This is a genomic window from Bradyrhizobium sp. CAR08, assembly GCF_052871955.1.
This window is the reverse complement of record NZ_JBIXJX010000001.1, coordinates 385,195-397,020: the sequence shown is the minus strand read 5'-3', so window position 1 is coordinate 397,020 and position 11,826 is coordinate 385,195. Positions and strand designations below refer to the sequence as shown.

Sequence of the window (11,826 nt, the reverse complement as noted above, 5' to 3'; positions counted from 1 at the left end):
CGATCAACATTATTGACCACAAACGTGTGATTACCTCCGCACTACTGGTCGCACCCGCTCCACTGGGACATGGTCGCCGTTTTTGCTGACGACCTTCAGAAACACTTCTTCCCGAGTCGCTTTGTCGATCATGCGGGCAGATCCTTTGCCGAGATGCTCATCTCCCCATTGGCTCAATGCCATCAGCACAGGCAATAGCTTGATGCCGGCTTTGGTGGGTTCGTATTGATAGCGCTTTCGCGCCCCCGGCTCCTTGTAAGGAGTTTTTTCAAAGATTCCGTACTCAACAAGTTTTTCCAGGCGCTCAGACAGCACCGCTCTTGGTATGCCCAAAAACGTTTGAAAGTCCTGGAAGCGGCGAACCCCCCATGAGGCCTCGCGCAAGATCAACAAGGTCCAGGTTTCACCAACAATCTCGAGCGTTCGCTTGATGGAGCAGTTGTTTTTTAGCTCCAACATCAAGCGAAGATCCAGCTCGGGCGAATGCGCTTTTTCTGAGTTCATTTTTCATACACAGGTTGACGTTAATGACAGTTCGTTATATGAACTTAGCATGGTTTGGCGTCGAGCGGTCAGGGAACCGTAAGATTACTTGGCGGAATGAGCCATACAGCTCTCGCGGAGGGGACAATGAAGTTTCTGCAAATGTCTAAGTTTGGCAAACCCACCGAGGTGGTTGAAGTTGTCGAAAGCGATCCACCCCCACCGCCGGCAGCAAATGAAGCCACGGTCGCGGTCGAATACTCAGCGATCGGACTTGCTGAACTTCTGATGATCCGTGGCATGTATGCGATCAGGCCGCAGCCGCCCGCGCCGCTCGGGAACGAAGCTATTGGCCGCGTTGTCGCCGTAGGAGCCTCGGTTAAAAATGTAAGGACTGGCGATCGTGTCGCCATTCCGATCGGGCTTCCCGTGTGGAGACAGGCCATCACGGTGCCGGCCACCGATCTCATCGTCTTGTCTGAGCAAGCCGATCCCCAACAGATGTCAATGCTTCGGATCAATCCGCTCACAGCGGCATTGCTCCTAACCGAGTATGTCGAACTCGGCAAGGACGACTGGGTCATCCAGAACGCCGGCAATTCCGGTGTGGGACGCAGCGTCATTGCGTTTGCAAAGGAGTTCGGACTGCGCTCGGTAAGCCTCGTGCGCAGACCCGAGCTGGTGGATGAGCTGAAGTCAGCCGGAGCTGACGTCGTCCTTGTCGATGGACCCGACGTTGTGAAGCAGGTCGCAGCGGCGACCGGCAAGGCTAAAATCAAGCTGGGCATCGACGGCGTGGGTGGCGAGTCCTCGCACTCGGTAGCGTCTTGCCTCGCGTCGAACACCAAGATGGTCGTCTATGGCGGCGTCAGCGGAAAGCCCGCGGCCATGAGTCCTCTGAACATCATTTTCAAGCAGATGACCCTGGAAGGGTTTTGGCTGGGATTTCCGCGCTTTCGAGATGCACACGAAAAGCTTGCGGCTCATACGCGGACAGCCGAGCGACTGATCGCCGAAGGCAAACTGCACGTTCCGGTCGCCGGCGTTTATTCGCTCGAGCAGGCAACTCAGGCCATGGCGCATGCGCAAAAAGGCGGGAAAGTCCTTCTGAAACCCAACTAATGGATGATCAACGGTCAGGCGCCCTGAATTCTAAGCGCCTGAAACCGCAGCTAGTGCGATATCGAAAGCGATGGCCCTAATTCCAATAGGGCGAACCGGAGGACACATGACTGCTCTTTTAGATCTGGTGCTTGAGTCTCACGGAACTCTTGAACGATGGCGAAAATTCAACGCGATCGACGTGAACCTCTCGATGCATGGTTCGCACTGGACTAGAAAGGGATGGGATGGTGTCTTCGAAAATGTTCAATTGAAGGCGCAAACGAAAGAACAGCGAACTTGCTTTACGCACTTTACCGAAGAAGGCGTGCAAAGCATCTACGAACCGGATCGTGTTCGGCTAGAGACAATCGACGGGAAGCTTATCGAGGAGCGCGTACATCCAAGAAATGCGTTTGAAGGACATACTCTTCAGACGACGTGGGATAGGCTGCATCTGGCTTACTTTACCGGGTATGCACTTTGGAATTATCTGAATACTCCATTTATGTTTGTCACTGAGAGTGCCAAAGCGGAAGAGATAGACCCGGCGACCGACCAAGGCACGGTACGCCGGCGGCTCAAGATCACTTTTCCCGAGAAGGTTGGAACTCACTGTCCGGACCAGATATTCCACGTCGATGAAAACGGGCTCATCGCTCGTTTGGATTATACCACACTCGTGGCAGGTGGCGCTCCAGCCGCGCACTACATGTCCGAGTACAAGAACATTCAAGGGATTATGATACCAACCAAACGGCGCGCGTTCAGGAGAAACCCGGACGGAAGTATAAATACCGAATCTGTCCTCGTCGGTATCGATATCTCTGCAATTGCTTTGACTTAAAAAAGCATTCAGACGGCAGGAAGCACGCAAGCAAATGGGTACCCCCCGACTGCCCCATGGCGCGCGCCGTGGGTGTCATCGGCGATTGGGGTAGACACAATCGACTTGAGGAGCGCGTACATCCAAGAAAAACGTTTGAAGGACACGCGCGAGTACGTTCATGGCGTGGACACAAACGAACTTAAGGGCAAGGCGGGGCCAAAAGGCGCCACCTCCTCTGTTCTGAGTTATCGTTGGCATGCCGACTTCCGGTTTGGATCACGAGCCGCCGATCACACGCAAGGTCGGACACTTCCGCTTTCGATTGGCAAGCCGACGTTTATGGACAGACTCTCTAGCCGACCGCTCGCCTTGGCGTCAGATGAGCGGCGCCATCAGCCGGCGGCGCGATGTGCATCAGGATGGTCTGGGTGGCGGATGCGACCTCGATGCCGTTGTGCTGGAAACGCTGCTTCATGCGGCGGTTGAATTCGCGCTGCACCGGCCAGCGGCCGGCCTCGGTGCAGCGGATCTGGCCGACGATCGACACCATGGCGCCGTCGACCTTGTCGATGCCCCAGAGCTCGAGATCGCCGCGGATCAGACTGCGGAATTCCACCTCGCGGCGCATCTCGTCGACGATGTCCTTGAGGATCTGGCCGGCGCGGTCGGTATCCTCCTTGTAGGCGACGTTGACGCTGACGGACGCATTGCCGGCGCCGCGGCTGGCATTGGTGATAGTCGTGACCGCGCTGAACGGCACGATGTGCACGGCACCGTCGCCGGCACGAAGCCTGATCGTGCGGATCGAGACGTTCTCGACCACGCCCGATAGCCCGGACACGCTGACGCTGTCGCCGACCTGGACGGTGTTCTCCAGCAGCAGGAACAGGCCGGTGATGAGATCCTGCACCAGCTTCTGCGAGCCGAAGCCGATGGCGATGCCGACGATGCCGGCGCCCGCCAGCAGCGGCGCGACGTTGACGCCGATCTCGCTGAGCGCCGTGAGCCCGACGACAGTGGCGATCACGCACAGCAAGGCCGTGCGCAGCATCGGCTGAAAGGTCCGCAGCCGCGCGGCCCGGGCATAGTGCCCATCGCGCGACAGCGTATTGATCTGGCGGTCCAGCAGCGCGTTGCTGGCTTCCCAGATCGCAGCTGCGATGAACACGGCAAGTCCGATCGTCACCACCGCCGAGATCAGCCGGCTGCCGATCTGGCCCCCATAAAACCATACGATGGCGTCGACGCCCCAGACTTCGAGCACGGCCACCAGGCCGATGAAGGCGATCACGCCGGATACGATCTTGCGCAGCAGCGGCAGGTAGCGGTTGGCGCGGATCTCGAGGCCCGGAAAGCGCTGGAGGATCTCGGGCTTGATGCGGAAGCCGCGGTCGATCAGGCCCAGCGTCAGCATGATGGCGACACGCGTGATCAGCGCCACCGCGATGGTGCCGACGAAATATTGCAGCAGCAACGAATAGCCGTTGCGAATGTTCAGCGCCCACACGGCCCACAGCGCAAGGTCGAGCGCGATGGCGAGATAGTGCCAGCCGCCCGCGATGCGGTTGCGCAGTCGCGCCGCGATCCCCTGCCGGTCGGCCGGCGCGCGGATCGCTTCGGCGACCTGGCGGCGGCATTGCAGGATGATGACGACGATGAAGAGATGCACGACCAGCATCACCATGCGCAGGAGCGCGGCGTAGCCGCCGCGATGCAGGCCGAGCAGCAGCGCCACATTCGCAAAGGCGATGCCGGAGACGCCGACACCGACGATACGGCGCGCCCAGATCTCGATATAGGCGGCGGTTTCGGCCTTGACCGGAAACAAGCCGAACGGTCCCGCCAGCACACGGACCACACAGATGAGCCCGCGCGAGAACGCATAGGCGTTGACGACGGCGAGGATCACGAGACGGACGGTGGTGGGCCCGCCGATCTCGGTGCCGAGCAGCGCCGTGGCGACGCCGACAAAGACCAACACGGGTAGCAGCTCGAGCAGGAAGCGTCCCAGCACGAGCGGCAGCCGCAGCATGATTTGCCAGGCCCGCGCCAGGCTGTGGCGGCGCATGTGCAGTTCGGGCGCCGGGGTGACATCGGCCACGGATGACGGCGGATCGGCAATGGGCAACACCTGCACCGGCAGACGCGCCGTTTGCGGCATGCGCCCTTCCAGGAACACGACGGGGCGGCGGATCAGACGGAAGATCACCCATTCGGCGCAGAAGGCGCAGCCGAACACCAGCGCAAGCTTCCAGGCGATCTCGATCAGGAGATTGTAGGCCGCGGGATCGTTCGCGGTCCGCACGATCCAGTAATAGAACGCCGGGAAGTGCGTGAGCGTCCTGGTCATATCGGCGACGTCTCGCGAAATCTCGCCGATTTCCTCGGACACGGTGAGCATGAGCTGCGCACCGAGGCCGTCGGCCGCGAGCGGGATCGGCGATTTTGGCTCGGGCGCGGGCTGCTGTGCACCGGACGCATTGGCGATCGCGCGCAGCGTGTCGATCATCTGCGCGCGCTTCTTGTCGTCCTGCAGCGTTTCCAGCGCGCGCTTGGCCTCATCGGGCGACAACGCGGCAGCGCTACTCGTCGGCGGCGCGGCGCGGGCGCAGGAGAGAGATGAGATCGCGATCAAGAGCGCGGCGAGAAGCGCGAAGGCAAGCTTATGCGACACGAGGGATCCCTGGGAAAATGAATGCGACGGCGACGTCGGGCCCGTCACCGCCGAAGCACATGCATCATGTCGGATCGACGCTATTCGCCCGGGCGCTGTGTCGGAAGTTGGCCAATGAGGCGACATTCTCTTGGCATTTGCCGCGGTGCAGGAAACGGGAACCGCGGTCTCAAGGCAGGACGTGCAGCGATCGGAATGCGGGCACGCGGCTGGAAGCTCAACCGCGGCCATTCTTCGAGACGCCCGCCTGCGGCGAGCCCTCAGGATGAGGGATGAATATGCGGCAACATTTCAACGCAGATGGATGCAGCTGAGCCTCATCCTGAGGAGCCGCAGAACGCGGCGTCTCGAAGGACGAGGCGCTCGCTCAGGCGCCGCTGAGACGTCATATGCGACAGCCCTGATATGCGACAGCCCTCCGTCATTCCGGGAGTCGGCCCGGAATGACGGCCGTGAGGAGGAGGAAGAGAGAAGCACGATGTCAAAAGCACGGCGGCCGCGTCACGGCCCTCCGACGTGGATCGGTGTGCAATCGATGTGATGCACAATACAGCGCCGGGCAGGTAGGGGCTATGCCACACTGATGCAGCCCTCTAAACCTTGGCCCGGCGTGCCGTTCGCGGTTTTCTGCCGCTATGCGATAGTCCGAACGAGCTCCATCGCACTTAACGCGGCTGGATCTGCGGAGGTGGTGTCATAGACCTCCCCTTGCTCTTGATGTGGACGTTGCGCGTCGCTTGTTTGCGACCATTGAGATGGTCCTCCCGTGACGCAGAACTGTCAAGCAAGATCAACGGCGCGCAAATCACATTTGAGGGCGCGTTCCATCTGACTGCGACGGATTCGCTTGCAGCGAAATGCGAGAAGTGGGCGAATTGCGAGGCCGCCCTTCCCGCCAATGTAGAACGCTTCTGCTACCGGTGGACGCGAGTACTGAGGAATTTGGGGATGATCACATCATGCCCCTGTTTTGCCCGACGAGTCAAACGATTTCGTTAAATCCGCAAGCGCTCGCGCTGACCTTCAAGTCATTGATTTCGTTATCCCCGGCTACTGTGCATGGGGTTGTTTTCGCGTTTTTTGTTTCTTGCCCGCCTTCTCCTCCTTCTCCAGCGCCTTGCGCACCTCGTCGAATTCGCCCGCCGAGGCCTTGTCGGCGCGAGGGAAGCGCAGATCGAGCTTTTCGAGCGCCGCGACGATGGCCGACCCGATCACGACGCGCGCGAACCATTTGTGGTCGGCCGGCACGACATACCACGGCGCATGAGGCGTTGCCGTGTGCCGGACGATGTCCTGATAGACCGCCTGGTAGCGCGGCCACAGCGCGCGCTCCTTGATGTCGTCCATGGAGAACTTCCACTGCTTGGACGGATCCTCCAGCCGGTCGAGGAAGCGCTCGCGCTGCTCGTCTTTGGACAGGTTGAGGAAGAACTTCAGCACCACGGTGCCGTTGCGCGCGAGATAGCGCTCCCACGCACAGATGTCCTCGAACCGCTCCTTCCAGATGTTCTTGGTGACGAGCATTGACGGCAGCTTCTCCTTGGCGAGGACCTCCGGATGCACGCGCGTCACCAGGCATTCCTCGTAATGGGAGCGGTTGAAGATGCCGATATGCCCGCGCTCCGGCAGCGCGACCACGTGGCGCCAGAGGAAATCGTGATCGAGCTCCTTGCTGCTCGGCGCCTTGAAGGCACTGACTTCGCAGCCCTGCGGATTGATGCCCTCGAAGATCGCCTTGATCGCAGAATCCTTGCCGCCGGCGTCCATCGCCTGGAACACGATCAGTATCGACCAGCGGTCCTGGGCGTAGAGCTTCTCCTGAAACGCGATCAGCCGCTTCATGTTGGCATCGAGAATCTCCTGGCCCTTCTCCTTATCGAGGTCGCCCTTCTCGTTGGTCTTGTGATCCTTGAGATGAAACTTGCCCGAACCATCGTAGCGGAATGGCGTAATGTAGCGGTCAAGCTCCTGGGCGAGCGATTTGGACGACTTCTTGCTCATGAGCGCGGGACACCTTGCGTTGCGGCTTCAATCGGTCGAGCAAGCTACCAAGGATACCCTTCGGAAGGAATATGATGAAAAGCACCAGCAGCACGCCGTAGACGAGATTGTCCCAGCCGACCGCCTTGGTGCCGAAGCCGATGCGCAGGGTCTCGGCCAGCATAATCGTGATGATAGCGCCGAAGGTCGGGCCGAGCGAGACGAACAGGCCGCCGACGATGGCCGCGAACACCATCTGGAGCGACACCGCGATGCCGCTGACGGTATCGGGCGTGATGAACATCTGGTACTGGCAGTAGAGCGCGCCGGCCAATGCCGTCATCAGCGCGCTGAGCAGCGTGATCTTCAGCTTCTCCGCGGTGACGTCGACGCCGGCGGCGGCCGCGGCGTCCTCGTCCTCCGAGATCGCCTCCAGCGCATAGCGGGCCATGCTGCGGTCGACCCAGTGCCAGACCACGATGCCGAAAAGCCAGACCCCGAGCGCGATCAGGTACCAGGTGATCTTGTCGTCGAATTGGAGCGACCAGAGCTTGTTGCCCGCGGCCCGGTTCGGCGTGTAGCCGAGCGAGCCGCCGGTGTAGTCGCGCGTCGCCGTGATGACCTGGAGCACGATGCCTGAGAGCGCGAGCGTCACCAGCACGAAATAGTGCCCGGTGATGCGGAAGCGAAAACAGGGATAGCCGACGATCAGCGCCAGCGCGCCGGCCGCGACCATGCCGATGGGGATGCCGATCCAGGGCGACCAGCCCAGATGATTCCAGAGTAGTGCGGTGACATAGGCGCCTATGCCCATGAAACCGCCGTGGCCGAGCGAGACGAGGCCGAACCGCCCCATCATCGACCAGGACGTATAGGCGAACGACCAGATCAGGATCAGCACCAGGATGTGCAGATGATAGGGATCGCGATAGACGAAAGGCAGCGCGACCAGCGCCGCCAATCCGATCCCCCAAGCTGCAAGCCGTCTACGCCCCATCATCGGCGCCTCGCGAGCAGGCCCGCGGGCCGGATGAACATCATGACGATGAAGAACGCGAAGGCGAGCACATAGCCCCATTCGAGATCGGAGAACAAGCCGCCGAGCGAGATGATCTCGGCGAACACGAAGGCGGCGATGAAGCCGCCGATGAAATTGCCGAGGCCCCCGAGCACGCAGATCAGGAAGGTGATCGGACCGAACGACAGGCCGACGAAGGGATGCACGTCATATTGCAGAACCAACAGGCAGGCGGCGAGCCCGGCCAGCCCCCCGCCGATCGCGGAGGTGATGATATAGATCCGCTTCGTGTCGACGCCCATCAGCGCCATGATCTGTCGGTCCTGCGAGATCGCGCGGATCGCGGTGCCGGTGAAGGTCCGTGTCATGAACAGATAGACCGCGACCATGCCGACCAGCGCAGCCAGGAAGGACAGAAGTCGTGCGTAGCTGAAATTCATGTCGCCGAAGGCGAGCACCGGCAGGCGGATGCCGAGGTTGCGGAAGTCGATGCCGAAGGCGACGGTGGCAAAGCTCTGCAGCACGAACAGCACCCCGCCGGTCGCCAGCAACTGGTTGATCGGCGGCGCGGTGAGGAGCGGCGCGATCACGAGGTAATGTAGCGCCGCGCCGAGCACCGCGACCAGCAGGATGGTGAGCGGCGCGGCGACGAAATAGCTGATGCCGTAATACTGCACCAGGAAGTACATGGCGTACATGCCGATCATCACCAGCTCTGCGTAGCAGATCCAGGTCACGTCGATGACGCCGAAGATCAAATTGAGCCCGAGCGCGAGCAACGCCAGCACGCCGCCGAGCAGGATGCCGTTGATCACGGCCTCCAGCAGGTAGATGTCGAAAATGTCCAGAAATGCTTGCATGCCTGCATGAACCTCACACCCCGAGATACGCTTCCTTGACCGTGTCGCTCGCCAGCATCTCGGCCGAGGTGCCTGAGGACCTGATCGTACCCGCCTCGATCAGATAGGCGCGATCGACCACTTTCAGCACCTGCTGCACATTCTGCTCGACGATCAGCACGGTCAGCCCGCTGGCGCGGATCCGCTTCACCAGCTCGAACACCTGCTGCACCACGACCGGCGCGAGCCCCGCCGACGGCTCGTCGAGCAGCAGCAGCTTTGGATTCGACATCAGCGCGCGGCCGATCGCGCACATCTGCTGCTCGCCGCCGGACATGGTGCCCGCCATCTGGTGGCGGCGCTCCTTCAGGCGCGGAAACAGCTCGAACACCACGTCCAGCCGCTCGGCATAGTGGCCGCGCGCCTCCTGCATGAAGGCACCCATCTTGAGATTGTCGTCGACCGAGAGCTGCGGAAACAGCCGCCGGTTCTCCGGCACATGCGCGATCCCGAGGCTGACGATCTTGTGCGGCGGCGTGGCCACGACGTCGACGGCTTCCATTCTGATCGAGCCGCGCGAGGGGCGGATCAGCCCGGAGATGACGCGCATCAATGTGGTCTTGCCCGCGCCGTTCGGCCCGATGACGCCGACGGCCTCACCCGCCCTCACGTCGAGATTGACGTCGAACAGTGCCTGGAAGGTACCATAGCCGGCATTGACGCCGCGGAGCTCCAACATCACTGCACCCCCGCGCGGCGGCGCGCTGCGGCGGCCGCAGCCTGCGTGGTCTCGGCATCGGTGCCGAGATAGACCTCGATGACACGGGGATCGCCGGCAACGGCACTCGGCAAACCTTCCGAGATCTTCTCGCCGTGATCGAGCACCATGACGCGATCGACGACGCGCATCAGCACGCCCATGATGTGCTCGACCCAGATGATGGTAATGCCGAGCTCGTCGCGGATGTTGCGGAGCATGTTAGCCGCCTGCCCCATCTCGGCCTCGTCGAGGCCGCCGAGGCTCTCATCGGCCAGCAGAAGTTTTGGCGCGGTGGCGAGCGCTTTCGCCAGTTCGAGCTTTTTCAGGCCGGCTGCGCCGAGGCCGTCGACGCTGGCATGGCGATCGGTCGGCAAGCCGACCATCGCCAGCGAGCGCTCGGCCGCCTCCTCGGCCCTGGCACGGCTGTGGCGGCCCTGGCCGTAGAATCCGGCGAGCGCGACGTTCTCGAAGATCGTCAGGCGGCGGAATGGCCGCGGGATCTGGAAGGTGCGACCGATGCCGCTGTTGATGATCCGGTGCGGCGGAAGGCCCGCGATCTCGGAGCCGTCGAACAGGATCGAACCGGACGTCGGCGCCAGCGTGCCCGAGAGCATATTGAAGATCGTGCTCTTGCCCGAACCGTTGGGGCCGATCAGGCCGAGGATCTCGCCCTGGTCGACTTTGAACGACACATTGTTGACGGCGGTGAAGCCACCAAACCGCTTCACCAGCCCGCTGACTTCCAGCACCGTCCCGCTCTCCTCTCTGCGCGCCCTGGCGCTACTGGTTGCTGTAGGTGGTGCCCTTCGGCAGCGGCAGCACGGCCTCGCGCTGCGCCTGACTCTTGGGCCACACCACGGAGGATTTGTCGTCGATATACTGGATCACGACCGGGAATGAGCGCTCGTTCTGCCCGGCCATCGGCGTGCCCTCGCCGTAAAACTTGACGCCGAATCCGAGCATGGTGCCTCCTTCGGGAATATCGGTGTCGAGCGCAGCCTTGCGCAGCGCATCCGGATCGACCCCGCCATACTTCTTGATCGCGCGCGGCAGCACGTCGTTCATGAACACATACGTGTTGGACGCACCGATGCCGACATGCGCCGAGCGGATGGCGACCCCGGGCCGGATTTTGTCGAACTCCTCGCCGACCATCTTGATCACCGGCGGGAGCTTGGGATCCATGGTCTTCTGGTTGGCAAGCCAGATCGAGATCGGGTCTGTGTTGAAGATGTACGTGGCATCGGCTCCCATGCCTTCCTTCAGTTTTTCATAGACGCCGTAACCCGCGCCGTGCCCCATCAGCGCGCCGAACTTCAGCCCCTGCTCGCGCGCCTGACGCAGCAACAGCGTGATATCAGGGTTGTAGCCAGTGTGGAAAATGACATCAGGCTTGGCGCGCTTCAGCTTGGTCACCAGCGCGGAGAGGTCAGGCGCGGTGGCTGAATAACCCTCCTTCATCACGACGTTGAATCCCGCCTTCTTCGCGCCGGCCTCGTTGCCCCTGGACACGTCGACGCCATAGGCGCCGTCTTCGTGAATGATGGCGACGCGCAGATCCTTCGGCTCCTTGTCGAACTTCGCCTTGGCATTCTGCGCGATGAAATCCATGGTCATCATGCCGAACTGGTCGCCGCTCGCCTGCGGGCGGAAGACGTATTTGTAACCCTTCTCGTTGAACACGGCCGACGAGATGCAAGTCGTCATCCACATGAACTTCTTGAGCTGCTCGACGCGGGCCGCGACCGGCACACATTGCGCCGAGGAGAAGAAGCCGAGCACCATGTCGACCTTTTCCTGCTCGAGCAGGCGGACGGATTCGTTGATCGCGATGTCGGGCTTGCTTTGCGCATCGGCATAGACCGCTTCGATCTTGTAACCCTCGACGCCGGTCTTGGCGAAATGGTCGAGAATGATCTTTGCGCCGATATAGCCGAGTTCAGAGCCACCGCCGGCGAGAGGCCCGGTCAGATCGAAAACGACGCCGATCTTGATCTTCTTCTCTTTGCCTTGATCCTGGGCCTGGGCGGACAGCGCCAAGCCTGTCGCCGATACCGCGACCAACAGCCCACGTACCAAACGGGCAGCCATGCGCACGCGCATCAAAACCTCCCTGGACGATTGTGCATTGCATTCTTTTTG

At 61.4% G+C, this 11,826-nt stretch carries 10 protein-coding genes; 2 read left to right on the top strand and 8 right to left on the bottom strand.

What is annotated here, in order from left to right; translation table 11 throughout:
- Window positions 1-30: 30 nt before the first annotated feature.
- A complete protein-coding gene (locus ACIPUD_RS01850; RefSeq protein WP_018454364.1) occupies window positions 31-504 on the bottom strand; it encodes a winged helix-turn-helix transcriptional regulator in 474 nt (157 codons plus the stop codon).
- Between the two features lie 126 nt (window positions 505-630).
- Between ACIPUD_RS01850 and ACIPUD_RS01845 the strand changes: the two genes are divergently transcribed.
- Together ACIPUD_RS01845 and ACIPUD_RS01840 are read left to right on the top strand one after the other, a co-directional pair.
- Complete coding sequence (locus ACIPUD_RS01845; protein WP_018454363.1) at window positions 631-1,605, top strand: zinc-dependent alcohol dehydrogenase family protein; 975 nt, start codon at window positions 631-633, stop codon at window positions 1,603-1,605.
- A 106-nt stretch (window positions 1,606-1,711) separates the two neighbouring features.
- Window positions 1,712-2,431 carry a hypothetical protein gene (locus ACIPUD_RS01840; RefSeq protein WP_446480031.1) on the top strand — a complete coding sequence of 240 codons (720 nt, stop codon included), beginning with the start codon at window positions 1,712-1,714 and terminating at the stop codon, window positions 2,429-2,431.
- 334 nt (window positions 2,432-2,765) lie between these two features.
- Here the strand turns inward: ACIPUD_RS01840 and ACIPUD_RS01835 are convergent, their stop codons facing one another.
- From ACIPUD_RS01835 to ACIPUD_RS01805, 7 genes are all read right to left on the bottom strand, one after another.
- A complete protein-coding gene (locus ACIPUD_RS01835) occupies window positions 2,766-5,087 on the bottom strand; it encodes a mechanosensitive ion channel domain-containing protein (RefSeq protein ID WP_446480030.1) in 2,322 nt (773 codons plus the stop codon).
- A gap of 1,050 nt (window positions 5,088-6,137) precedes the next feature.
- On the bottom strand, window positions 6,138-7,088 hold the full coding sequence (locus tag ACIPUD_RS01830; protein WP_446480029.1) for a polyphosphate kinase 2 family protein: 951 nt from the start codon (window positions 7,086-7,088) through the stop codon (window positions 6,138-6,140).
- Window positions 7,048-8,067 carry a branched-chain amino acid ABC transporter permease gene (locus ACIPUD_RS01825; RefSeq protein WP_085350250.1) on the bottom strand — a complete coding sequence of 340 codons (1,020 nt, stop codon included), beginning with the start codon at window positions 8,065-8,067 and terminating at the stop codon, window positions 7,048-7,050. Before ACIPUD_RS01825 ends, ACIPUD_RS01830 begins: the two co-directional genes overlap by 41 nt.
- Entirely contained in the window at window positions 8,064-8,945 is an 882-nt protein-coding gene (locus ACIPUD_RS01820; protein WP_368507277.1) for a branched-chain amino acid ABC transporter permease, read from the bottom strand. The genes ACIPUD_RS01825 and ACIPUD_RS01820 overlap by 4 nt, the downstream gene beginning before the upstream one ends.
- A gap of 13 nt (window positions 8,946-8,958) precedes the next feature.
- Window positions 8,959-9,663 (bottom strand): ABC transporter ATP-binding protein, encoded by a 705-nt coding sequence (locus ACIPUD_RS01815; protein WP_085350252.1) that lies wholly within the window; start codon window positions 9,661-9,663, stop codon window positions 8,959-8,961.
- The gene (locus ACIPUD_RS01810) at window positions 9,663-10,433 is read right to left on the bottom strand and encodes an ABC transporter ATP-binding protein (protein WP_018454356.1); all 771 of its coding nucleotides are present in this window, start codon (window positions 10,431-10,433) and stop codon (window positions 9,663-9,665) included. Before ACIPUD_RS01810 ends, ACIPUD_RS01815 begins: the two co-directional genes overlap by 1 nt.
- Before the next feature lie 31 nt (window positions 10,434-10,464).
- Entirely contained in the window at window positions 10,465-11,787 is a 1,323-nt protein-coding gene (locus tag ACIPUD_RS01805) for an ABC transporter substrate-binding protein (protein WP_247294813.1), read from the bottom strand.
- Window positions 11,788-11,826: the final 39 nt, after the last annotated feature.